The 25,401-nt window shown below is 38.3% G+C and carries 24 protein-coding genes; 10 read left to right on the top strand and 14 right to left on the bottom strand.

The window, feature by feature from the left end; translation table 11 throughout:
- The first annotated feature begins 10 nt into the window (after positions 1-10).
- The 3 genes from pflB to pflA all read left to right on the top strand — a co-directional run bounded on the left by pflB (position 11) and on the right by pflA (position 3,229).
- Positions 11-2,128 carry a formate C-acetyltransferase gene (pflB, locus tag AAAT26_RS04915; RefSeq protein ID WP_039965381.1) on the top strand — a complete coding sequence of 706 codons (2,118 nt, stop codon included), beginning with the start codon at positions 11-13 and terminating at the stop codon, positions 2,126-2,128.
- Between the two features lie 75 nt (positions 2,129-2,203).
- Positions 2,204-2,440 (top strand): autonomous glycyl radical cofactor GrcA3, encoded by a 237-nt coding sequence (gene grcA3 / locus AAAT26_RS04920; RefSeq protein ID WP_004693956.1) that lies wholly within the window; start codon positions 2,204-2,206, stop codon positions 2,438-2,440.
- A 12-nt stretch (positions 2,441-2,452) separates the two neighbouring features.
- On the top strand, positions 2,453-3,229 hold the full coding sequence (pflA, locus tag AAAT26_RS04925) for a pyruvate formate-lyase-activating protein (RefSeq protein WP_004693958.1): 777 nt from the start codon (positions 2,453-2,455) through the stop codon (positions 3,227-3,229).
- 119 nt (positions 3,230-3,348) lie between these two features.
- Here the strand turns inward: pflA and AAAT26_RS04930 are convergent, their stop codons facing one another.
- Positions 3,349-5,244, bottom strand: coding sequence for a heavy metal translocating P-type ATPase (locus tag AAAT26_RS04930; RefSeq protein ID WP_287526373.1), 1,896 nt, complete (start codon positions 5,242-5,244; stop codon positions 3,349-3,351).
- 200 nt (positions 5,245-5,444) lie between these two features.
- Here AAAT26_RS04930 and AAAT26_RS04935 point away from each other — a divergent pair, with 200 nt between their 5' ends.
- Complete coding sequence (locus AAAT26_RS04935) at positions 5,445-6,008, top strand: TetR/AcrR family transcriptional regulator (RefSeq protein WP_287526370.1); 564 nt, start codon at positions 5,445-5,447, stop codon at positions 6,006-6,008.
- 14 nt (positions 6,009-6,022) lie between these two features.
- Here AAAT26_RS04935 and AAAT26_RS04940 read toward each other — a convergent pair whose 3' ends face one another.
- A complete protein-coding gene (locus AAAT26_RS04940; protein WP_287526368.1) occupies positions 6,023-6,973 on the bottom strand; it encodes a 2-hydroxyacid dehydrogenase in 951 nt (316 codons plus the stop codon).
- A gap of 299 nt (positions 6,974-7,272) precedes the next feature.
- Here AAAT26_RS04940 and alr point away from each other — a divergent pair, with 299 nt between their 5' ends.
- On the top strand, positions 7,273-8,385 hold the full coding sequence (gene alr, locus AAAT26_RS04945; protein ID WP_349208939.1) for an alanine racemase: 1,113 nt from the start codon (positions 7,273-7,275) through the stop codon (positions 8,383-8,385).
- Positions 8,386-8,779: 394 nt separating this feature from the next.
- Here alr and AAAT26_RS04950 read toward each other — a convergent pair whose 3' ends face one another.
- The 3 genes from AAAT26_RS04950 to AAAT26_RS04960 all read right to left on the bottom strand — a co-directional run bounded on the left by AAAT26_RS04950 (position 8,780) and on the right by AAAT26_RS04960 (position 10,916).
- Positions 8,780-9,058 carry a PepSY domain-containing protein gene (locus AAAT26_RS04950; protein WP_024061721.1) on the bottom strand — a complete coding sequence of 93 codons (279 nt, stop codon included), beginning with the start codon at positions 9,056-9,058 and terminating at the stop codon, positions 8,780-8,782.
- Positions 9,059-9,216: 158 nt separating this feature from the next.
- On the bottom strand, positions 9,217-9,837 hold the full coding sequence (locus AAAT26_RS04955) for a ribonuclease E (protein ID WP_156697111.1): 621 nt from the start codon (positions 9,835-9,837) through the stop codon (positions 9,217-9,219).
- A 515-nt stretch (positions 9,838-10,352) separates the two neighbouring features.
- Positions 10,353-10,916, bottom strand: coding sequence for a PepSY domain-containing protein (locus AAAT26_RS04960; RefSeq protein ID WP_349208940.1), 564 nt, complete (start codon positions 10,914-10,916; stop codon positions 10,353-10,355).
- A gap of 160 nt (positions 10,917-11,076) precedes the next feature.
- On the opposite strand from AAAT26_RS04960, the gene fliB reads away from it, so the two are divergent.
- Positions 11,077-11,988, top strand: a complete 912-nt coding sequence (fliB, locus tag AAAT26_RS04965) for a flagellin lysine-N-methylase (protein ID WP_349208941.1) — start codon at positions 11,077-11,079, stop codon at positions 11,986-11,988.
- A gap of 54 nt (positions 11,989-12,042) precedes the next feature.
- Here the strand turns inward: fliB and AAAT26_RS04970 are convergent, their stop codons facing one another.
- From AAAT26_RS04970 to AAAT26_RS04990, 5 genes are all read right to left on the bottom strand, one after another.
- Positions 12,043-12,672 (bottom strand): hypothetical protein, encoded by a 630-nt coding sequence (locus AAAT26_RS04970; RefSeq protein WP_156697109.1) that lies wholly within the window; start codon positions 12,670-12,672, stop codon positions 12,043-12,045.
- Positions 12,673-12,744: 72 nt separating this feature from the next.
- Positions 12,745-13,428: a hypothetical protein gene (locus AAAT26_RS04975; protein ID WP_021147683.1), complete on the bottom strand. Its 684-nt coding sequence runs from the start codon at positions 13,426-13,428 to the stop codon at positions 12,745-12,747.
- Positions 13,429-13,719: 291 nt separating this feature from the next.
- The gene (locus AAAT26_RS04980; protein WP_278456689.1) at positions 13,720-14,391 is read right to left on the bottom strand and encodes a hypothetical protein; all 672 of its coding nucleotides are present in this window, start codon (positions 14,389-14,391) and stop codon (positions 13,720-13,722) included.
- Between the two features lie 48 nt (positions 14,392-14,439).
- The gene (locus tag AAAT26_RS04985) at positions 14,440-15,009 is read right to left on the bottom strand and encodes a hypothetical protein (protein ID WP_278456690.1); all 570 of its coding nucleotides are present in this window, start codon (positions 15,007-15,009) and stop codon (positions 14,440-14,442) included.
- 231 nt (positions 15,010-15,240) lie between these two features.
- On the bottom strand, positions 15,241-16,155 hold the full coding sequence (locus AAAT26_RS04990; protein WP_008603023.1) for a metal ABC transporter substrate-binding protein: 915 nt from the start codon (positions 16,153-16,155) through the stop codon (positions 15,241-15,243).
- A gap of 147 nt (positions 16,156-16,302) precedes the next feature.
- Here AAAT26_RS04990 and AAAT26_RS04995 point away from each other — a divergent pair, with 147 nt between their 5' ends.
- The 3 genes from AAAT26_RS04995 (at position 16,303) to AAAT26_RS05005 (ending at position 18,567) form a co-directional block, all read left to right on the top strand.
- Complete coding sequence (locus AAAT26_RS04995) at positions 16,303-17,118, top strand: metal ABC transporter ATP-binding protein (RefSeq protein ID WP_349208942.1); 816 nt, start codon at positions 16,303-16,305, stop codon at positions 17,116-17,118.
- The gene (locus AAAT26_RS05000; protein ID WP_174892177.1) at positions 17,111-17,929 is read left to right on the top strand and encodes a metal ABC transporter permease; all 819 of its coding nucleotides are present in this window, start codon (positions 17,111-17,113) and stop codon (positions 17,927-17,929) included. Before AAAT26_RS04995 ends, AAAT26_RS05000 begins: the two co-directional genes overlap by 8 nt.
- A gap of 230 nt (positions 17,930-18,159) precedes the next feature.
- A complete protein-coding gene (locus AAAT26_RS05005; RefSeq protein ID WP_205112832.1) occupies positions 18,160-18,567 on the top strand; it encodes a Fur family transcriptional regulator in 408 nt (135 codons plus the stop codon).
- 104 nt (positions 18,568-18,671) lie between these two features.
- Here AAAT26_RS05005 and AAAT26_RS05010 read toward each other — a convergent pair whose 3' ends face one another.
- The 4 genes from AAAT26_RS05010 to AAAT26_RS05025 all read right to left on the bottom strand — a co-directional run bounded on the left by AAAT26_RS05010 (position 18,672) and on the right by AAAT26_RS05025 (position 23,949).
- Positions 18,672-20,012, bottom strand: coding sequence for an anaerobic C4-dicarboxylate transporter (locus AAAT26_RS05010; RefSeq protein WP_008603031.1), 1,341 nt, complete (start codon positions 20,010-20,012; stop codon positions 18,672-18,674).
- A gap of 187 nt (positions 20,013-20,199) precedes the next feature.
- Positions 20,200-21,588: an adenosylmethionine--8-amino-7-oxononanoate transaminase gene (bioA, locus tag AAAT26_RS05015; RefSeq protein ID WP_077708029.1), complete on the bottom strand. Its 1,389-nt coding sequence runs from the start codon at positions 21,586-21,588 to the stop codon at positions 20,200-20,202.
- A 201-nt stretch (positions 21,589-21,789) separates the two neighbouring features.
- Positions 21,790-22,542, bottom strand: a complete 753-nt coding sequence (gene bioD, locus AAAT26_RS05020) for a dethiobiotin synthase (protein ID WP_077708028.1) — start codon at positions 22,540-22,542, stop codon at positions 21,790-21,792.
- Between the two features lie 861 nt (positions 22,543-23,403).
- Positions 23,404-23,949: a beta-class carbonic anhydrase gene (locus tag AAAT26_RS05025; RefSeq protein WP_012863820.1), complete on the bottom strand. Its 546-nt coding sequence runs from the start codon at positions 23,947-23,949 to the stop codon at positions 23,404-23,406.
- 347 nt (positions 23,950-24,296) lie between these two features.
- Here AAAT26_RS05025 and AAAT26_RS05030 point away from each other — a divergent pair, with 347 nt between their 5' ends.
- A complete protein-coding gene (locus tag AAAT26_RS05030) occupies positions 24,297-25,337 on the top strand; it encodes a YeiH family protein (protein WP_349208943.1) in 1,041 nt (346 codons plus the stop codon).
- Positions 25,338-25,401 lie beyond the last annotated feature (64 nt).

Raw genomic sequence — 25,401 nt, forward strand, 5'->3', positions numbered from 1 at the left:
GAGGTGCAAAATGCAACATACTGCATGGAAAGATTTTAACACAGGTGTGTGGGATAAAGCCGTTGATGTACGCGACTTTATTCAAAGAAACTATATCCCCTATGAAGGGGACGATTCCTTCCTTGCTGGTCCTACAGAACGAACAACAAAATTGTGGGAACAAGTAATGAAGCTTTATGAAGAAGAACGTGAAAAAGGCGGCATGCTTGATGCTGATACTTCCGTGGCCACACACATTACTGCCCATGCGCCAGGATATATCGACAAAGAACTTGAAACAATCGTTGGTTTGCAAACTGACAAACCTTTAAAACGCGCTATGTTCCCATATGGTGGCTTGCGTACAGCAAAATCCGCTATTGAAGAATACGGCTTCAAAATGGATCCGCAAACAGAGGACTTCTTCAAGAAACATCGCAAAACTCACAATGACGGCGTATTTGATGTATATACTCCAGAAATGCGAGCTGCACGTACAGCTCACATTGTAACTGGTTTACCAGATGCGTATAGCCGTGGTCGTATTATCGGTGACTATCGTCGTATCGCGCTTTACGGTGTAGATTATCTCATTGAAGATAAAAAAGAACAATTTAGCATTACAATGGGTGACATGCTAGAAGATGTCATTCGCGACCGTGAGGAAATACAAGATCAAATTCGCTCTTTGAAAGAATTGAAAGAGATGGCAGCATCCTATGGCTATGATATTTCCAAACCAGCTAAGGATGTTCGCGAAGCTATGCAATGGATTTACTTCGGCTATCTTGGTGCTATTAAAGAGCAAAACGGTGCTGCTATGTCCATTGGTCGTAACTCCACATTCCTCGATATCTATGCGGAACGAGACCTTCGCAACGGCACATACACAGAGGAACAAATCCAAGAATTCGTAGACCATTTCATCATGAAATTGCGCATGGTTCGCTTCGCACGTATCCACGAATACAACAATTTGTTCACAGGTGACCCTGTTTGGACCACTGAATCCATCGGTGGTATGGGTACTGACGGCCGTACATTGGTTTCTAAGATGTCCTTCCGTTACCTACATACATTGACTAACCTTGGTCCTGCTCCAGAACCAAACCTCACTGTATTGTGGTCCCCTCGCATGCCGATTGGCTTCCGCCGTTTCTGTGCGAAATTATCCATTGAAACATCTTCCATTCAATACGAAAATGACGAATTGATGCGTCCTAACTCTGGTGATGACTACGCCATCGCATGTTGCGTATCCCCAATGCGTATTGGTAAAGAAATGCAATTCTTCGGTGCTCGTTCCAACTTGGCTAAATGCTTACTTTACGCTATCAACGGTGGCGTTGACGAAAAGTTGAAGAAACAAATTGGTCCTAAGTACCGCCCTATCACTTCCGAATACTTAGAATTTGACGAAGTATGGGAAAAATTCGACGACATGATGGAATGGTTGGCAGGCGTATATGTAAATGCATTGAACATCATTCACTACATGCACGATAAATATGCTTATGAAAAACTAGAAATGGCATTGCATGACCGCAAGGTAACTCGTTGGTTTGCAACTGGTATCGCTGGTTTATCCGTAGTAGCAGACTCCTTATCCGCTATTAAATATGCTAAGGTAAAACCTATCCGTGACGAAAATGGCATCGCTGTTGATTTCGAAATCGAAGGTGACTTCCCTAAATATGGTAACGATGATGACCGTGTAGATAGCTTGGCAGCAAAGGTTGTTTCCACATTTATGAACAAGATTCGTAAACATCCTACATATCGTCAATCCGTTCCTACTATGAGTTTGTTAACAATTACTTCCAACGTAGTATATGGTACTGCTACAGGTTCTACTCCGGACGGCCGTAAGGCTGGCGAAGCTTTCGCTCCTGGCGCGAACCCAATGCACGGTCGTGATTCTCACGGTGCCGTATCCTCGTTGGCATCCGTAGCTAAAATGCCATGGCGTGATTGCTCCGATGGTATTTCTAATACCTTCTCTATCATTCCGGACGCATTAGGTAAATCTGGTGAAACATTTGTTTCCGTCAGCGATTTTGATATTGAGTTAGACCCTTCTCAATTGCCTAACAGCAATACAAACTTCGCATGCAGCGAACCAAATGTTACTATAGAGGAAGATAAATAAAATCTTCCACAGTATCGGACTGCTTTCACCGGCACCGATACGAGTGTTAGTCTTGGTTGAAAGGAGGTTATACCCATGAGCAACCAACAAGTTGATAACTTGGTAGAGTTATTGGATGGTTATTCCCAAAAGGGCGGCCATCATTTGAACGTTAACGTGTTTACTCGTGAAACATTGTTAGACGCTCAAAAACATCCTGAGTTGTACCCTCAATTGACGATTCGTGTATCCGGTTATGCGGTGCACTTCAACAAATTGACAAAACAACAACAGGACGAAGTTATTTCCCGTACATTCCATCAACGTATCTAATCGAGGTTTCCTATGACTGGACGTATTCATTCGGTTGAAACGATGGGTACGGTTGATGGTCCAGGCATGCGCATGGTGGTATTTCTTCAAGGATGCCCCATGCGCTGTGCTTATTGCCATAATCCTGATACATGGGATGAAACTAGCGATAATGCTAAATTCATGACCGTAAAGGAATTATGGGACCAGTACGAACGTAACCGCCAATTTTATACTAATGGTGGTATCACCGTCACAGGTGGGGAAGCTCTTATGCAAATCGACTTTGTTATTGAGCTTTTCACATATTTCCGTGAAAGAAACGTCCATACCTGTTTAGATACAAGTGGAATTTGTTTTGACCCCCACCAAGAGGTGGCATACCGTAAATTACTCAGTGTAACTAGTCTCGTCATCCTAGACATTAAGGAAATCGATCCAGCCAAGCATTTATGGTTAACGGGTAAACCGTTAGAGCCCATTCTCGGGTTTGCTCGATTGACGGCAGACGTGGAAGTTCCGATTTGGGTTCGTCACGTAGTAGTCCCTACGATTACAGATAATGCCGATCGTCACTATCGTCTAGGCTTTTTTCTAGGATCTCTGAAAAATTTACAAGCCGTTGATTGCTTACCTTATCACGTTATGGGTATTGCTAAATATAAGGAGTTAGGTATTCCCTATCGCCTAGAGGGCATCCCAGCTGCAACGAAAGATATTGCAGCTAAAGCGACAAGAACCGTGGTGGAAGGCATCAAGGCCTATAGACGCCATTGGTGGAGTCCCATCAAAACACAACATCAATCATAATCAAGTTTGAGGATAACTACCTCCCTTGATATATATAAATATATATACCAAAACTTGATCTATGATAGCCCTAATCAATAGAGCCGCCCCCATACAACTGGGGACGGCTCTTATTGCATTTAAATAAACTTTCTATCATACAAACGGGCAGCGATGAGGACCACTAAACAAGATCCCACATTATGCACTAATGCACCTGTAGTAGGCGTCAAAACCTCAAGCAATGAGAGAATAATAGCGATACAATTAATGACCATTGATAAAGCAATACTAAATTTTATAGTTTTAATCGTAGCATCTGATAATCGTTTAATATAAGGAATTTTACTAAGGTCATCACTCATCAAAGCAATGTCTGCTGTTTCTATGGCAATATCACTACCAATAGTCCCCATTGCAATACTCACATCAGCAGTCTTCATAGCCGGAGCATCGTTAATTCCATCGCCAACCATACAAACCTTGTGATGTTTCCCTTGCAATGATTCAATAATACTTACTTTTTCTCCTGGTAAAAGCTCCGCATGTATTTTGGAAACGCCAGATTTCTTTCCAATATATGTAGCGGCTGCTTTACTATCACCAGTAAGTAATACTGTTGTCATATCTAAGCTTGAGATAGCAGATATCATATTTATCACATCATTTCGCATTGTATCAGATAATGTAATGATACCTATAATATGCTCTCTATCTGCAATAATGACAGATACCTTTCCTTCACTTCGATATACATTAATGGCTTGTTGAATAGACTCACTGACAATAATATTATGCTCTTCAAGGAATCGTTCATTTCCACAATATAATTCTCGACCTTTTATTACGGCTATAATCCCTTTACCTACGAACATCGTAAACGAAGTAGTATCAAGTATTTCTAAATCTTGCTCTATGGCATGAGAAACGATAGCTTTACCAATAGGATGCTCGCTCTTAGCCTCTGCAGATGCAGCTAATTGAAGAATATCGGTCTCACTATAATCTGTATCAACGGCTAAAATAGATTGGACCGCTAACTGACCACGTGTTAATGTGCCGGTTTTATCAAATGCCATAGTATCTACTTTTCCCATAGTTTCAAGAATTTCACCAGATTTAATAATAACTCCATGTTTAGTAGCTTGACCAATAGCAGCCATAACTGCAGTAGGTGTAGCAAGCACCAATGCACAAGGACAAAATACTACCAACACAGTAACACCGACGATGATATTTCCAGTTACTAGATAGCCTATGCAAGCAATCAACAATGCAATAGGAACCAATCGACTAGCAACAATATCAGCTATACGCTGAATCGGAGCCTGTTTCTGTTCCGCATTTTTAATAAGTTGAATCATTTTTTGAATAGAACTATCTTCGCCCACTTTAGTAGCTATAATATCTATGGCACCAAAACAGTTAATCGTTCCGCCAAATACATCATCATCAATTGTTTTATCAACAGGTATAGACTCTCCTGTCATAATGGATTGATCTACCGTTGTTTCACCATTAATAATGCGTCCATCTACAGGGATTGTTTCGCCCGGAAGGATTCGTAAATAATCACCGCTTTGTATAGACTCTACAGGAACCATTATTTCCTTGTTAGCCTGTATTTTACGGCCCTTAACAGGTGCTAATGAAATTAACTTTTTTAATCCCTTTTTCGCTCGCTCTGTAGTTGCTTCTTCAAGGAGAGCGCCTAAAGCCATAATAAACGCTACCTCACCAGCCGCAAATATATCTCCAATGGCAATAGCTGCAAACATAGCCATGGAAATCAATAGAGCCGATGAGATTTTACTAATTCCCTTATTATATACAATCCTTCGTATAGATAAATATACAAGAGGAAAACCACAAATAATAACGGTAATCCAGGAAGGTTCAAAAGGGAATATATTTTGAAATAGTCTCTGTCCACAAAACTCTTCTATCAAATGCGGAATTCCATCAAGCAGTAAAAATAGCCCCGCTAAAATCGTCATATATAAACCAGATAATATATCATGTATTCGATGTACCATATAGCAATCCCCTTATCAGACTTTCCCAATCAATATGAATTGAATTACAACTATACTTACAGTACAATAATTACGATAGCGAACACCTTGTTCATTTTAATTGTATCAACCTATGGTATTAATACAATATATAAAACAGCGTATATGTTCATTATGGAACATATACGCTATTCTGTACTTAAAGAATGACAGGAGTTATTATGGATCGTAGACAGAAAAAAACTCGCAAAGCCATATTTATAGCTTTTAACGAATTATTATCTAATAAGGCGTATGACAAAATCACCGTTCAGGAAATCATTAATGCCGCAGATATTGGGCGCACCACCTTTTATGCTCATTTCGACACAAAAGAAGCATTGCTAGAAGCACTCTGCAAAGACTTATTTTTACATATAAAAGATAGTATTAATCACTTACCGCATGCTCATGGGCTGTATCAACAAAGTATTTATCCAGTCTCAGTATTTGGTCATTTATTACAACATTTACAGCAAAATGAAAATAAAATCCTGGAGCTACTAGCTAGTGATAATAACGAAATCTTTTTGCGCTATTTCAGGGATCATCTAAATGAGTTTGTACAAGGATATTTTATCAACCAAGACCGTAAAGCAAATACAAATCTACCGGATGACTTTATTATTAATCATATTTCAGGTAGCTTTGTGGAAATGGTGTTATGGTGGGTAAAAAACGGCATGAAAGAATCGCCTACAGAATTAGACAATTACTTTCATGCCGTTATAGAACCTATTATATAATTATTTAAAATTTATCAAGATACAACATTGATTGGTTCACCCTTAAAGAAGGCTTGTACATTATCTCGAATGATTCCTACCAAGCGTTGACGTGTTTCAAGGCCTTTCCACCCCATGTGCGGAGTAATGATAACATTATCTAGTGTATAGAGAGGACTATCCTCTGCAGGAGGCTCTACCTCCTGTACATCAAGACCGGCTCCAACAATGCGTTTAGCGGCTAATGCTTCACAAAGGTCCCTTTCATTAATAAGAGGTCCACGACCCGTATTCACAATGACCGCATTAGGCTTCATCTTACCGATTGTTTCTTTATTAATAAGATGTTTAGTTTGGTCATTTAGCGGGCAATGTAAGGAAATATAGTCACTATTTTCTAGCAGTTCATCAAGGCTCACATAACGAATGCCATCACCATCAGCCTTTGGTGTACGTGTATGCACTAAGATGTTCATGCCTAGCGCTTTTGCAACTTTGATGACTTCCATACCGATGTGACCAGCTCCGACAACACCTAATGTTTTACCATTCACTTCTGTATGGCTCACTTGAAGGTATTTCGTGAAATTGCTGCGATCACCTTTAACAAGCATACCAATTTGTTGCTGCATGGTAGAAGCAAAATTGAGGATCATCATGATCACTGTATGTGCTACACGCTCTGTGCTATACGCAGGAATATTGCACACAGTGATGCCCTTTTTCTTTGCTGCGTCAAGGTCAATATTATTATAGCCAGTACCTGCTTCTACGATAAGCTCTACAGTATCAGGAAATTGTGAAAGCAATTCGGCACTTACAGGCAATTCTTTTGTAACCACAACACGAGCACCTTGAATCCGTTCAATAAGCTCAGCATTCGTACTATCTTCGTAGACCTGCACATCATTAGATAATATGGAGAAATCCAATGCATGGTCATAATTCATTTTGCCTGCATTTACCACTACTACACGTTCACTCATGAGAACCTCCTAAATTGAATAGCTTTAAATATATGTAATACTACTTCTATATAAATTATACTATTATTTATATAATTTTATACTAAAAAAACTTCTATTATATATCAAATACCTATACCAATTAATATACTTTCACAACCAATTAGTTTACTTTCACAATTATTGTATATAATATATGTATAAAGCCTATAAAATTCAAAGTAAAACTCATTTTTCTGTATATAACTTTCACAAAAGTATTGTGTAATTCCCCAAAAGTTATAAAATAAGAGTAATGTTATATAGAATTGAGGAATACCATGAGACCTACCTATTTGACCATAAATACAAGTCTCGTTCGCGAGAATTTGCGTAAAATTAAAGATAGTTTACCTGAATGGAGTACGTCTACAGCTGTCATCAAGGCCAATGGCTACGGCCACGGCAGTGTTATGATGGGTCGTATTGCCGTGGAGGAAGGTTACGAATCCTTAGCCGTTGCTATTCCAGAGGAGTCCGTACCACTTCGCAATGCAGGTATTATGGTACCTATTTATTTATTAGGACTCACAAGGCCACAATCCTTTGAACTTGTGGCAGACACTAATTCGATTCCTGCCGTTTGTGAATCTACCGACTTGGAATCACTCAATAAAGTAGCCGATAATCACGACATGATTATTCGCGTTGCTGTTGCCGTTGATACAGGCATGCATCGCATCGGTATCAAGCCTGAGGATGCCATTGAGTTTATCAAACGCATTGAGTCCTACGAAAATTTGGAAATAGACGGATTCTTCTCCCACATGAGCAATGCTGATGCGGCGGATCAATCACACGCCCATAGCCAAACGCAAAAATTTCATCGCATGGTAGATGAAATACGAGCATTCCGTCCAGAAGCAGATTACCGTTTCTCCCTCGCCAACAGTGCAGGTCTTTTATCTGTCAAAGATAGTCTATTCACAGATGCTCGTCCTGGTATTATTCAATACGGTATCATGCCATCTCTTGATGTGCCAAATCGATTGGGCTTAAAATCTGTTTTATCTTTCCATAGTGAAGTTATTCATGTACAACATATCCCTGCTGGCGAAGGCATTGGATATGGATCTACCTATATCACAACTGAGCCAATGACAATTGCTACTATCCCTGTAGGCTATGCGGATGGCTACCCTCGTAGTTTATCCAATCGGGGCACCGTACTGATTCATGGCACTCGTTGTCCCGTAGTAGGTCGTATTTGTATGGATCAATTCATGGTTTCTGTTCCGGATACAATCACGGTAAAGCCTGGCGATAAGGTGGTGCTTCTAGGGTCTCAAGGTCATGAAAGCATTTCTGCTTTAGAAATTGCAGCCCTTGCTTCCACAATTCCTTATGAGATTTTTTGTGGATTCTCAGAGCGCGTACCACGACAATATATTTAACCTATGTAAAATAAAGAAAGCCCGTATCACATGTAGAATTCTACATGTGATACGGGCTTTCTTGCTCTCCTATACCCAGCGTGCTGTAAAGCAGTTACGTTCTTATTGTGAGAGAGAGTATATATACCAAGTATATAATCTTATGATTCGGAGGGAACCACAATTCATAAGGGGCCCTCTGAACGATAGATGGCATAGGAGAGAGTCAATGTTTATCTATCCAATCCAGAGGGCTGTGTGTAATTGTTTATTGTGTGTGTTGTTTATTGTGTGTGTTTTTGTGTGTTGTGTATGTGTGTGTAAGTGTATTTATGTTATGTGTGTATAGTTTTGAGTGCTTAGTGTTCGTTTTTGAAAGGGTTTGCTTTACAGCGCTATAGAATAGGAGATCAACTTATTTTGCTACCGTCCCTGTTTTAGCATCCAATACAACGGATATCGGTTTATTTTGTGCATTATGGAATTCTATGGTATATAGTGGTTTACCATTTTGATTAGCAAGAGACCACGCATTAATACCAGTCGCTACCTTGCCAGACTGTACGAAAGCTGCATTAATTGCCACATGTGGAGGTATTACTGTTCCAGCATCAATAGCACTAGCTTCCATAGATGCATCATATGCTTTAGGAGTACCATCCGTTACATTACCAGTAGCCACATCTAGAGTCATAGAATGAGCACCACTAGTATTAAAACCAGCTACTTCATAGATGGCAGTTTTACCTTGAGTTTTGAAGGATACATTAGTGATTTTGGAGTTTCCAAATTTACTTTCGAATTGGTCAATTAAATAATTAGCACCAACTACGAAAATACTATTTTGGTCTACTACGCCTTCTTGCTGATTGGTTGTGCTAGGTTGTGATTTTCTACTTTTAGAGTTTTTTTTTCCTCTTTAGTAGGCTCTTCTTTATCAGCCTTTTTTTCGTCTTTCACAACTTTTACTTTAGGCGCTTTGTCTACTGCAGCTTTTTTAGTATTTTTAACTTCTTTATCATGCTTTGCTACAGATTCAGATTTTTTATCGCCACCGCGTACTACTCTTGTTTCACTAGGAGCTTTAGCTACAGATGCAGTTTCAATAGTAGGAACTGCTGCTGCAGGATTTTCTGTACTAGGTACTACAGTTTCTTGAGCTACTGGTGTTTTAACATCTTGTGTAGCTGTTGGAACTGGTGTAGTATTACGAACTGCTGTACCTACTTGATTACCGTCTGCTACAGGAGCTACCGGAGTTTTAGGTGCAACTGCAGTAGTAGCCACATCTGGAGCCACCGCTGTAGTAGGAACTACTGGATCAGTAACTGGTTGTGCTGGAGTCGCTGCACTCGCTGTTTCTTGTGTAACAGGCATTGGAGTTACTGGTTCAGCTGCTGTTACAGCTATAGTGGCACCAAATACGCCAGCCACTGCTAAAGCAATACTACTTTTTAAAATAGATTTTTTCATCTTGTCCTCCTTATTAATTCATTTACATGCAACTTTACGCATGTATATTTCCAGTCAACTCAATGTCATCATGTAAGTTCCAAAACATATATCCAGCATGGACTTGTAGATATATAGCTTGGAAATTTCAGATATAGTTGAGTTTGTCTTTCGACTGGTACACATACTATCGACAGTCTATGAAGTCAAAATGTAGAAGCACTGTTAAAAGCTTATTTTATAGTGAGTTTAGAATGAATTTATATATAATTCCTATGAAATCCTATGGGATTTACTTTATACTTAAAAATTCCATGAAAAACATATCAAAAGCCGTTTATCCCATATATAAGGGATAAACGGCTTCAAAATATACGTATCGATATCTAAAATTTCACATTCATGAGCAAACTTTCACAAAAAATGCCTCAATACTAGTTATTTTTTTAAGAAAAATAGTATTAAGGCATTTAATTATTATATTCAGAATAAAATAACTAGGCACTATTAAGATATAATAACTAGTCAATCATATATTAATCGTCAAATTTAACAGATAGCAATTTACCATTCATTGCATCCATACGCACATGTACCTCTTTATTATCTGCTGTACCAAAGCTAACTTTGTAGACAATTTTACCTTTATCATAGCGCACAGCCCATTCATTAAGGCTCACAGCTTTACCTTTTGTTTGGGCGTAAGCAAAGTTCACCACAGCTGCAGGCGGTAAGATTTCCCGAGGATCAAACGATTTTTTCTTTAGTGATTTATGGAAGTCCCCTTCGCGCTTTTCAAAGATTTGATTAGTAGCATAGATATACGTTAACTCATACTTACCAGATTCATCAAAACCTTCAACATCATACTTAATTTGACCTCCATCTGCATCAAAGGCGATTTCCGTAATTCCAGCATTTGGATGATTTTGGATAAAGGCATTTAATAAACCATTAGCTCCTACAATTGCCGCATGGTTGCCATCAACAACTGCCACAGTTGGCTCTACAGCTACTAAAGGGGCTGCACTTGCATTTGGCATGCCAAATGCCGCTGTCAAGGCCAATACAAGGCTACCTTTTACAAAAAATGATCTCATTGGTTCCTCCATATCTCAAACAGTTATCATAACAATATATATACAATTATACACTAAATCAACGCGGTTTATAATCTTTATTTATATAATTAGTGCATGTACCTGCGCCCTATGATACAATGCACATAGATTCATTTTTGTAACTACATGTGAGCTAACTATGATTTCAATTTACCCCACTATATATCACGAATTTCAATGCAAGGCCGATCAATGCGAAAATACATGTTGTCAGCTGTGGACCATCGATATAGATGAGCCTACTGCTGAATGTTATCATTCCATGACAGGTTCTCTTGGTGAAAGCTTACGCCAAGCCATCACTGTTGATGATGAAGGCAGTCATTTTATCTTTTCTAAAACACAACCTATGTGTCCCTTACTCAATGAAAAAGGTCTATGCAAAGTAGTTCTTGAATTAGGAGAAGAAGGACTTTGTGACACCTGTCATATGCATCCACGCTTTTATAAATACATTGAAGACTTAGAACTATGTGGCGTTGGATTATCTTGTGAAGCTTCAGTTGAACTATTGGCCCGACAAGAACCAATGGACTTACTCCTCTTTACAATTGAAGATGACCATAATGAATTCAATTCTGAGGAGCGATTAACACTCCACAATGTTTTTGAATTATTAGCCTTTGATTTAGATCCTAATCTATTCCAATATACGCCAAAGCCCTCAAAGCAGTCTTTCAAAGAACTATTAGACCTATATAAACAAACGGAACCCATCGATGAGAATTGGACAGCACAAGTTAATACATTATCTAATAAACTAGACCAACTCATCGCATCCGTACAGACCTATATACAGCATGAAGATATGAGTCTATTTAACAAAGTGTACCAATATATATTGTATCGCCAAATCGATATGCTATCAGATTATTCCTTGGAATCTATCTTAGCCTATGCAAAGGATGGTACTGACTATATACTTATAGCCAGCGCCTTAGAGGGACAACCATTAAAACAAATTGCTAGATGGTCACAACAAATCGAATACGACGAAGATAATGTGGCTCTATTATTACAACACTACGAAGCCCAACTTATTATAGAGTGAACAAAAACCGCAAGAATTTTATCTTGCGGTTTTTTTAAGTCTTATTATAATACATCATTTGAAAAGGGTATGAACAAAGCGAATCCATTGAGGTAATACAGAGACAGATAATAATGCCACAATAAAGATAACAATATAGGTTTTAATGATACCTAATTCAACATAACGTCTCATTAATTGGGCTACAATGAACACGGCATAATACTGGCTGAACATCGTAATAAGATAAGCCATATCCCCTACATATTTTTGAAGAGACAAAGAGAAAAAAATAATCCCTAGTATATGAATTAATACTAAGACAACCGTGCGAAGTGCATTTGTATAAGCTAATCCATATATATAATTGCGCAATACCCCACCATAAGTACCACGACCACCTAATAAAACAAGTAAGCGCCATATAACAAATGAACCGATGATAATTTGAAAAATTAAAAATACAGAACTTGCTAAAATACTAATTACATCAAAATGAGTTAACCCAGTAATCCGTTTAATCCCGAGCATTGGAGATATAACTTTCACCATAAACGGTAAGCTATAGGTCATTATATATAATACAATAGTAGATACGACTAGATTCAGAATGGCTCTTGTATGAGATCCATAATTAATAATATTCTGAAATGATTGTTCGCTAAGCTTGGTAAATAAATGTAATATATCCTTATACCATGTCATAAATGCTCCTTTTAGTTTAAAACTAGTAAAAAAGGACGAGCTATGTCTCGTCCTAGATATATCATATGTATTTTATCGAGTCAACATATAAATCCATTCAAACACGTGTGCTACCAAAAGAGCAATCAACATTAGAATCAAACCTTCATAAGGGGTCCCATTAATGCATGCTCCCACAATACGTCCCATAGTTTGTAACAATAATACGGTACTTAAAACACATAGCACAATCATACAGAAGCCAATGATCGCTTGCAGTATTAATGGTACCGAAGTTAAAATCAGCATAATCCCTGCTGTAAAAGTAATCAATGCCACAACAAGTTGAGCAAATGACATGATATGCAAAATACCGGTTGTAACAGTTCGAACATAAAATTTACGCTGTTGAGCAACCGCATAAACTATAATGATACATGCCATGAAAATAACTTTTCCGATTACCCATGCAAAGCGACCCATATTCCAAAATTCTCTAGGACTACCCATCTGTTCCAAAAAAAGTTGTATTTCATGTTGACCTACTGGAAGAGATAGCGATTCCCACCTTACTAATAACGAAGAATTGCGTATAAACGCACGTATAGCATCTAAATATACGCCTTCACCTACAATAGTAAATTGATAACATATGAGTGTTAATAGCAGCATTCCTATGAGTTGCCCATAGGCAATATCAAAGTGATACATACGAGGATTATTCTCTTCAATAGGGTTTAATAAACGATAGATAAACTGCATTAAACCCACCATCATAGGTATCACCACCTTTTACACAATATACATACACAACATTTAAGTTTGAATACTATAACATACAACACACAATAAGGAACTATAAAAAATAGTTCCTTTTCATTTTCCGTTCATCATTATAGCACAAAACAGACATCTTTTCATACTTTAATTATCCTAATGGAATGGGTCCTTCGGGGCCCTTTTCCCTTATAAAATACAGAAAAAGCTATTAGCAGATTATATATAATCAGCTAATAGCTTTTTTCGTAGTAAGGGGTATTTTGTTACAGCCCCTTTCATGTTATGTAATTATCTGGAAGTAGCAAGTACTACCATGCCAATCAAGATACCTAAAAGGATTACAGGAATCAAACTCGTAATAATAGAAATACCAAAAGTTGCTAAACGGGATTTATTAATTTGGCGACTCAACAATGTTAAGCATACCCAGAATGTATAGACTGCAAAAGCTATCGTTGCGAATATAATAATAGTTATCCATACAATACTACCTACTATAGAGTCAGGATTAGAGCCTAGTAGCAACAAAAATGGCAATGATAGTAATAGGAAGCCAATGAAATATACTAAGCCCATAATCTGATTATAAGCTTGTTCGTACCACATGATTTTTAACACAGACTCATATGTAGTATGGGCATCAAATTTATTGGCGACCCAAGAGAAAATCGCAGAATAAATAGCAATACCAATAAAAGCAAATAGCAAGCCAACCGCTAGGCCTAATATACCGGCCCCAGAAAGAGCCGCCGCACCAGTAAGTGCAACACTAAGTTTATCCACAAATATCATACTCAAAAAAGTAGGTAGAATATTTGAAAATACGAATGCCACCAATGCCAAAGCTACTGTAGCATAGAACCCTTTGCGACAAGATCCATGCTCTACAATCTGTGGAATACCACGTTTAAATGGAGCTACCATAAGCTGCCAAATATCTGAATACCATTTTGTTTCCATAGAACCTCCAAAACACCTATATTTTTCTAATCGTAACACAAACTATATTTAAACCGTCATGGACAACATTATACCTCCTACACCAAAGATGAAGGATACTATGTAAAAAGAAATACCCGTTATCCAAAGATTTAGACCAAATTGCTTAGACATGAGTTGTGCCATAATAAAAACATTAACTAGTTCCATGGTGCTTAATCCACCCGAACCACCACGAATACGTAAATCTAAGAAAAGATAAACAGGTGCCGCAATAAGTACAAAAATTAAATGAATCCAACTAGCAATACAGCTATTCAAAAGTAAATCTGCCACTAGCTGCTTATAGGTAACCTGCCCCTTAAAAACTTTAAAAATACCATATAAAATACCAGAAGTTACAAGAACAAAGGCTACAATTCCAAGTATATATCCAATAATAGGAAGCGCCTCTAGCTCTACAGGACCTATGACCTCCCAAATAAAAGTTTTAAAAAAAGGACTCTTTGGAAAAATCAACATTAATACGTATAAACCTAAGTCAGTTATAATTAATGATCCCACAGCAAGTAGTAACATATTTTTTATGGTCACTAAATGCATCCATTTTTCTATATATAAACCAAACAAACCATTCATAATACTATACCTTATAACTTTTCACTTTTAATTAATTGATTCCCTTCAAAATAATAATTATGGTCAAGACCTTTCATCAGCAACCCCTAATTTATTAATGATAACCATATCAAGTCTCCTTTTTATTTAATCTGATAATATATTATACTATATAATCTAACTTTTAAGATATTATTTTAGCCTATTATAACGCAAAAAAGCAGCCCACTAGGGGCTGCTCTTTCATTTATCTTATTGCAAAGATGCTGCAATTTTTGTAAGGTTTTCATCCATACGTTCTAAGTATGTTTTATTATCTTCGTTACTTTCGATAGTGTAAATAGTTTCTACCTTAGCGCCTACTTCTTGTGCCAAAGTTTTGGATACTTCTGGACTAGCCATTTCTTCTGCAAAGATAGTAGTAATATGGTTTTCTTTAGCGTATTCGATGAGTTTAGCCAATTGCGCTGCATTTGGTTCGCCTTCAGCAAATACATCTTCCACACTATTTTGTTCTAAACCAAAGTCACGGCATAGGTACGCAAACGCTGCATGGCCTGTAACAAAGTTTTTATGCGGAGCTTTAGCGAATTGCTCTTCATATTTTTTAATCATTGCATCTAATTTAGCAACGTATTCAGTATAATTCTTTTCATAATAATCCTTGTTTGCTGGGTCAACTTTTACAAGAGCATCCTTGATATTTTTCACTTCAATTTTAGCATTTTTCAAAGATAACCATGCATGAGGATCTTCTGCACCATGTTCTTTAATTTCTTCTGGATCAGTATTTTTAATAGCTTCAACGCCTTCAGTAGCTACAACAGATACGAGTTTATCATTCTTAGCTGCTTCGATAGCTTGTTTTGCCCAAGGCTCCATACCAAAACCGTTATACACAAACACTTGAGCTGTTGCCAATTGTTTCATATTTTCAGGTTTCAACTCGAAATCATGTGGTTCTACGCCATCTGGTATAATAGTAGATACCTCTACCTTGTCACCACCAATAGCCTTTGTAAACTCAGCCATTGCATTAAAACTTGTTACCACTTGGATTTTTTTACCTGCTTGTTCCTTCTGTGCATTCGGTGCATCATTGCCACAACCTGCAAATAAAGCAGCCATCATAATACCTACAACTAACAAAATCAGTTTCTTGATCATCGTAGTCCTCCTTTGTAAAATCCTGATCGCTATGCCTATACAGAATACACTCTATTCTTTAGTTGCAGTTGCGACTCAGTTGCATTTGTAATATAGTTATAGTATAAACTTACTTAGAATTTTGTCAATCAGAAATGTGGTTTTCATATGTTATCAATAGAACATCTTTATTTTTCCTATCAAGGTCAACCTCCTTATGTGCTAAACGACCTTAATTTACATATTCACAGTGGTGATTATATATCCATCGTTGGGGATAATGGGTGTGGTAAAAGTACCTTACTCCGTCTTATTTTAGGTTTTCTTACACCGGTAAAAGGTTCTATCAAGCGAAGCACCAATAATATTCGGTATGTGTCTCAAAAAAATGACTTCTCTCACGCAGGCTTTCCTATTACGGTAAAAGAAATCCTCGATTCCTACCGAAAACTTTTAAAGATTAAGGATAAGCAGGAAGTCAATCGCGTATTAGAGCTTACCCATATGACGGAATTTAAAGACCGTCTCATCAGCAAACTTTCAGGTGGACAAGCTCAGCGTGTATCTATCGCCCGCGCCCTCATCGGTAAGCCAGATCTCATCATCCTCGATGAGCCTTCAACAGGTATCGACAGAAAAAGCCAAGAGGGCATCTATGCTCTACTTCGCAATTTGAACCAAAAACACCATATTACGATTATCTCTGTTGAGCACAATATCGAAATGGCCTTAGCTAACTCAACTAATATCTACCATATTGCAAATGGTCAAGGTCACCTTTGCTCCCCTGAGCAATATGCTAGTGAAATCATGCACAGTACAGGTCGCAATCCAATAGATCACAAAAACTGCTCCTGTTTCACAGATGTAACAATAGAAGCTCAGGCTCAGGCTCAGGCTCAGGCTCAGGCTCAGGCTCAGGCTCAGGCTCAGGCTCAGGCTCAGGCCGATGATACCACAGTTGAGGAGGTGCGCCATGTTTAGTTATGATTTCATGCAAAATGCCTTCTTCGTAGCAATTTGTATTTCTCTTTTATGTCCATGTATTGGTATCTTCATGGTGTTACGCCGTTCCAGTATGATTGGCGATACCATGAGTCACGCATCGCTAGCAGGTATTACACTAGGTTTATTAACGAATACTAATCCAATTTTAGGAGCCTTTATCTTCACTGCCATCTGCGGTGCACTCATCGAGTTCTTGCGAAAATATTTTTCACACCATCTCGATCTTATTCTTACTATCATCTTATCCCTCAGCATCGGTACAGCTATTACACTTATTAGCTCAGGCAAACTAAAGGCTAACGCAAATGTATTCTTCTTTGGTAGCATCCTAACGGTAAACGCAACCGATATGATTAGTATTGCAGTGCTCACCATTTTATCAGTATTAACGCTATACTTTTTGTATAACTCCTTACTCTACATCGCTTACGATGAAGAAGCGGCTCGTGTAGCAGGTGTTAAGGTAGATTTTATCAACTATATCTTTGCTATCTTAATGGCTGCCGCCGTATCCATTTCTATTAAAATCGTTGGTGTTCTCGTATTGAGTGCCATGATTGCATTACCAGTAGCATCTGCATTACAATTAGAAAAAGGATTTAAAATAACTTTATTATGCTCCATTGGATTTAGCTTACTTGCCATGATCATCGGACTTTTTGGATCCTACTTTCTTAACGTAGCACCTGGTGGCTTCGTGTCCCTAACATCGGTAGGGATCCTACTAATAGTGTTAGTCATTAAGAATATTCGTGCCATCATACGACGCTTTCAGTTTAGTAGATAAGCTAAAACAATAAGTAATATATTTGGGCATAAACATTATAGCTAGTTAGAGTAATATAACTAGTTAGAGTCAAATAATATAGCTAGTAGAATAAAAAATATAACTAGTTATATATAAAAATATATCTAACCAAATGCGATAACATATTTGATATTTTATTAGCCATATAAGTCATTTAACTATACAGGTGTATAGCATGTTTAGTATTAAAACAGAATCGAAAGAGAGCTATGAATACAACAACTTGGCCAGAAGGCATAAAAAAGACCAAACAGCGCGAAGCCATTTGGTCTGTATTAACAACTACAGATAAACCTATTACAGCCCTTGAAATCGCAGAACGCTTAGGTGACGGTAGCACTACTTGGATGTCTACTATCTACCGTACACTTGAACTATTAGAAACTAAGAGTATCGTTACACGTACCACGCTCATGGGTAGTGATATGGCATATTATGAAATCACCCCTCATACACACCGCCACTATGCAGTATGTACGAGCTGTGGTGCGATGCTACCACTCCATACCTGCCCCGTCGTAGAAATGCCTAAAGAACTCAGCGAAGCAGGATTCACTGTGACGGAACATCACCTTGAGATCGCAGGAATTTGTAAGAAGTGCAAAAACAAGAAGTAGAAAATAGACAACTAATGTTTAAACAACAAAAAGGACGCAACTGATAGTTACGTCCTTTTTAGCTTTAAATATGTTTTGTATTAACCTTATTTAGTTTTCACCAATTACAGCATCAACGGAGCCACTAGGAAACCGAGTGCTACGGAGATGGCAATAGCAAGTACGCCTGGAATGAAGAATGGATGGTTAAATACGAGTTTACCAATTCGCGTAGAGCCCGTATCGTCCATTTGTACAGCCCCCAGAAGTGTTGGATATGTAGGCAATACAAAGAGTGCAGATACAGCTGCAAAGGATGCGATAATAATATAAACGGATCCTGTATTCTCTGGTGTAATACCGAGAGCTAAGATTACAGCTGGTACCAAAGCTTGTGTAGTCGCTGCTTGACTATACAACAATGTACTTGCAAAGAAGAACGCTACCGCCAATAGGAACGGATATGCTGTTACCATGCTAGAAGCGAGCGCTTTGATTTCAGGGATATGACCTTTTACAAAGGTATCACCCAACCATGCTACGCCTAGTACACAGACACAAGCGGATAAGCCGGATTTGAATGTACTTGTATTAACAAGTTCTGCTGTATCAAGCTTACAGAAGAATGTGATAGCAGCCGCAATAATCATCATAAAGCCGATGATAGCATCATTTCGACCAAAGATAACTGGTTTAATAATACCAATGTTTTTGGAAATTGCTGTTGCGTAGAATACGATACAAATGATACCAATCAAGAAAATCAATACTGAAGTTTTTGCACCAGGTTTTAAGTGGAAATCAGTGCTTTTTTCACGAGGTGGCGCCACGTGACCTGCCGCCAAACGTTCTTGATACACTGGATCAGAAGATAAATCATTATTCGCAAAGGTAGACATGATAAATGCCGTAATCATAACCCCTACAAATGTTGTGGAAATACAGATGGCGAGCAATGTAGGATAGTTAACACCATATGGCTCAAGGAACCCACTCATAGCAACTACTGCTGCCGATACAGGACTCGCTGTGATACCAATTTGACTCGCTACAACGGCGATAGATAATGGCACAGATGGCTTAATGTTTTCACTTTTCGCCACCTCTACGATTACTGGAATCATAGAGAATGCTGTATGACCAGTACCCGCTAGAATAGTTAAGAAATACGTAACAGTTGGTGCTAAATAGTTGATATGCTTAGGATTTTTACGCAAAATACTTTCAGCAATGCGCACCAAATAATCAAGACCGCCGGCTAACTGTAAGGCACAGATGGCTGCGATAGCAGACATGATAATCAGAATTACATCCCATGGAATCTGTCCCGGAAACATCCCCATACCAAGGCTTAACAACACAACCCCAAGGCCGCCAGCGTAACCGATGCCCATGCCACCTAGGCGAACACCGAGGAAGATGGCACCAAATAAAATAATAACTTGCATAATTACATAAATGTCCATACGATGACCTCCTTTATACATATATAGTATCATAGATATGCTAAATAATCATCGAATTTTGGCAATGTATAGTCTATAGTTTAAAATATGACGAAATTTCGATATGTTATGCAAAAAAACTACACCCCATTGCCTTAAACTACTAACAAAAGACAATAGGTGTAGCTTTTCAATAATTAATTTAGCATTATAAAATAATTGGGCGCATATCTTTAAGTATCCCCTCTTCCTCAGTGGCACGTTGGATACTTTCACCTACAATACGAACCATGTCCTCTAATTGTTCCACAGCGGATGCCAATGGAGGCATGAGGATAACCACGTCGCCAATAGGGCGGCAAATAAGACCTTGTTCACGGGCAAGGATTGCCACCTTAGCACCTACCGCATCATTCGGGCGATACGCTTCGTGGGTGGACACATCTTTTTCAAGTTCAATACCTACGATGAGGCCCCGCTGACGAACCTCTTTAACATGTTTCAAAGATTTAATAGGTTCTAGAGCCTTTGTGAAAGCGTCTACTTTAGCAGGCAATTGTTCAATTACCTTTTCATCACGGAATACTTTCAAAGAAGCCAACGCAACGGCACAGGCCAAGGCATTACCAGTATAGGAGTGACCATGATAGAATGTTTTCTTTTCTTCAAAGGTGCCGAGGAATGCATCGAATACGCGTTTTGTAGTCAATGTTGCCGCTAATGGAAGGTACCCACCAGTGATACCTTTGGATAAGGTCATAAAATCTGGAGATACCCCTTCATGTTCGCAAGCAAAGAATTTGCCAGTTCGACCAAAGCCAGTAGCTACTTCGTCAACGATGAGGAATACATCGTGTTGTTCTGTTAATTCACGAACGCGTTTCAAATAGCCGTGAGGCATTACGAGCATGCCTGCCGCTGCTTGCACCAATGGTTCCATAACAAGAGCTGTGATTTCATCACCTTCTTCGTTAAGGATGCGTTCCAATTCAGTCAACGACTCTTCAAAGGCTTTATCTCGATCTGCCAAATCTCTATACACACCAGGGCTTGGCAATGTTAATGGTTTAAATAATAGATTATGGAATACTTGGTGGAATAATTGAATACCACCTACGGATACAGTACCTAATGTATCCCCATGATATCCTGCATTGAGGGCAATAAACTTAGTCTTTTTCGTTTGCCCTACTTGTTGACGGTATTGGTACGCCATTTTAATAGCCACTTCGATAGCCGTACTGCCATCATCAGAGAGGAATACTTTATCTAAGCCTTCTGGAGCAAGCTCTACAAGCTCTTTACACAATTGTGCAGACGGAGGACTTACGAGGCCTAATAACGTGCTATGCGCGATTTTATCGATTTGATCCTTCAATGCTTGGTTCAATACAGGATGGTTGTGACCATGAATATTAACCCACAAGGAGGATACGCCATCGTAATACTTTTTACCGTTCTCATCGATGAGGTATACCCCCTCACCGCGTTCAATTACTACTGGTTCTTGTGCTAGCCAATCTTGCATTTGTGTAAATGGATGCCATACAAACTCGTGGTCCCATTGTGCTGCTTGTGAAAGCTGTTTCTCTGTCATTTCGTCACCTCATACTTACTAAGTTTACAAACTATAACTCTCTATCACATATACCTTATATAAACTAAATTAAGTTGCCCAATCTAAGGTATGCTAAATTACAAATTTAATACGTCTCAAAATTACTGTTAACATGTACTCAATATCACTTCTAACATATATAAAATTGCTATAGCTAATATAAAATCAGCCAATTATTATTTATAGACCTAATACTGTGTTCCATAATTCCTTAGAATCAATAAAAGATCGAGCCCAACCAAGTTGAACCTTTTGAATATCCGGACCTTGGTATGGCGGCACTACAGCTACTACAGGAACACCTGTGTAACGCTTCATATCTGCCACATTTGTTTTCAACAAAAACAGATCTACAGCTGTTGTATCATTTACGATAATAGCTTTCACCTCGATACCATGCAACTTAGCATATTCGCAAGTCAAAACGGCGCGATTAATAGATCCAAGACGACCATCTGCTACAACAATTGCTGGTAATTTGATATCTTTCATAAAATCTGTGAAAGTTTTATCTCCATAGAGAGGGGTCGTGATACCGCCTGCACCTTCTACAAAGGTTATGTCATAGCGACTCACTACATCTAATGTATGTTCTACAAGGCCATCATAGTCAATCTCGATACCAGCCAATTCCGCTGCAAGGCGAGGTGAAAAATCACCGGCAATAGCATAAGGATTCACTTCATGACGACGAGATTCAGGAATACCTGCCGAGCGCATCAAATGTGTTGCATCTTTACTCTCAAGGCCAATATTATAATTATCCTCATCCATCGTCACACATTCAGGGAAAGGAACTGCACTAGAAGACACAGGTTTCACCATACCAACAGCAAAGCCATCGTCTACAGCCATCGCCCCCAATAACCCTGTCACAAACGTCTTACCTACATCTGTATCTGTACCAATTATAGAAATACCTAACTGCTTCATACAAGGCTCCTCTCAAGCGAATACTTACTGCCGCATAGGTTAACTAATGTATATGATTAAGTTTACAATCTAATTACAATATACAGCGAAAAGGAATATATAGTCAACCTATTATTACGCTTAAGGTTTACCATAATAGGACTATATGGGGCCCGAATACATTAGTGAGACCCTAGTTAAAAATTACAGAACCTAGCTCATCGCTCCAAAGCGAGCTAAGTCGCTCTTTACTAGGTTCTGTGATTTTTATGGCTGTACTTATGTAATAGTCCCATATAGTCCTACCATCAACCTTAAATGCGAAAATAATAGGTTGGCTATATAGAGAGCAAGAAAAGGGAATGGCTAAGCCGTTCCCTTTCTTTGTTCACTCTTGATGCGACGAAATTACGCTAACTCGTTAATAGACATTCAGATTTGATGGGACTACTTCATAGGTACAGTTGGAAAAAGAACGATAACTTTTTCGTCCCTTACTCATTTGATACAGTGAATTTTGTTTTATTGATTTATGAATAGACTCGATGGGACGAGTTCACAAATACAGTTATAAAAAGAGTGATGACTAACCGATTAGCGACTTAGCTCGCTTTGGAGCGTAGAGGTTAGTCATCACTCTTTTTTACCTAAATGTAGTTATCTAACGGGGCCCATTAATTTCTCTTCCCCCTCTTGATGCGGCGAAATTACGCTAACTCGTTAATGGACATTCAGATTTGATGGGACTAATTCATAGGTACAGTTAGAAAAAGAACGATAACTAACCGATTAGCGACTTAGCTCGCTTTGGAGCGTAGAGGTTAGTTATCGTTCTTTTTCACCTAAATGTACAAATCAACTTGGGCCCAATCAAATCTTAGCCTAAATTTCAAGGTAGCGGAATTCGCCTGTATCAGGATCCATCATGCCTCCATAGAAGCCCATTCCTTTTGGAAATAGTGGATGGTGGCGTAGGAAGTTAACTGTATAAATTACATTGTCTTCAGAGATATGGAATCGATCCATCCAGTCGATAAGGCCCGGTTCGATCATGCGAATAGCATCTTCACTGATACCTTTCGCTTTCATAGATTCCATGAATGTAGTAGCAGAAAAATCGATCATACCGCAGTTTTCATGACCGATGATTAGCACATCTTCAATTTCCATACCATAGGTAGCAACGAGCAAGCTTTGCACTATGTTATCGATAGGTTGTGTTACACTATTTCCTGCAGTTTTGATGACAATTATCTCACCTCGATTAAAGCCTAGTGCTTCTTCTAGCATACCTACTAAGCGGGTATCCATACAAGTTACGATGCCTAACTTTTTTGTAGGATGGCTTGTTAGCCCCGCCTTTGGTAGCTCAGGGTGTTGTTTCACATATTCTTTATTGGTTTCAATTATTTTTGTAATATCAATCATAAGGGTCCTCACTTTATATACTCTATTTCCACCTGAAATAGATTCTATTCATTATATACACCTTATTCATCACAAAACAAGTTTAAATTTCAACTTATAAATTATTATTATGAATTTTACGATTATATAAAATCTTTAACTCAATAATATTAACTCCTATCTTATAATTTGTTTTTATTTATATTAATCATATAAAAACTTCAAAAATGCGATGAATATTCTGTATAATTCTGACATATATAGTAGATTTTAAAACCCTTCCTATGGTACTATTAACACTATAGAAAGCAAACGCCACATGATACCGCATATGACGTGAACTGTATGTACAGTAAGGAGGTTTTATAATGGGTATCAATCAAAAAACGTTGCCAGGCATTTTGCTCTGTGCCATTCTCGCTATTCCTTGTTGGCTACTAGGACAGCAATTTCATCTAGTAGGTAGTCCAATCTTTGCCATCATTTTAGGTATAATTATCGGTTCTATCTTCACCTCTTGGAAACGGGAAAAAACAGGTGCTGGCATTGGATTTACATCCAAAAAGATTTTACAGTGGGCCGTTATTTTGTTGGGCTTTGGTCTTAACATTACACAGATTCTACATGTAGGTTGGATTTCTTTACCTGTCATCATTTCTACCATCGCTACATCGTTAATCGTATCCTATGTTATTTATCGATTAACCCATATTGACTCTAACTCAGCTGTTCTCATCGGTGTTGGTTCATCCATTTGTGGTGGTTCCGCTATTGCTGCAGCGGCACCAGTTATTAAAGCAGAGGATCATGATATTGCACAAGCAATCTCTGTTGTATTCTTCTTCAATGTGGTAGCCGCCTTCGTATTCCCTCAATTAGGCGACGCCATTGGGCTCTCTAACATGGGCTTTGGATTGTTCGCTGGTACTGCAGTTAACGATACTTCTTCTGTAACAGCAACAGCTGCTGTATGGGATAGTATGAAAGGTACGGGCACTCAAGTTTTGGAATATGCTACTATCGTAAAGCTAACACGTACCCTAGCTATTATTCCTATATGTTTAGGCCTCGCTAGTTATCAAGTATACAAAGCCAAGAAAAATGCCTCTCAGACAGATGGTGCAAACGTTAGTATTGCTAAGATTTTCCCAAGATTTGTTTTATACTTTGTACTTTGCTCCCTTATTACAACAGCATTATCCTATGCTAATGTAGATATTCAATTCTTGAGTATCTTCAAAACAATTTCCAAATACTTTATTACAATGGCTATGGTAGCAATCGGCCTTAATACAAATATTGTAAAATTATTAAAATCCGGCGGCTCTGCTCTAACCTTAGGTGCTTGTTGCTGGATTGCTATTTCTGCCGTAAGCCTTATGGCACAACATATAATAGGTTTATGGTAGAAAATATACATATATTGTATATTATGTTATAATTATATATGAATAGAATAGTAAGGACCCCTCC

Origin of the sequence: Veillonella parvula, from assembly GCF_040094895.1 — a bacterium.
Classification (GTDB): domain Bacteria; phylum Bacillota; class Negativicutes; order Veillonellales; family Veillonellaceae; genus Veillonella; species Veillonella parvula_L.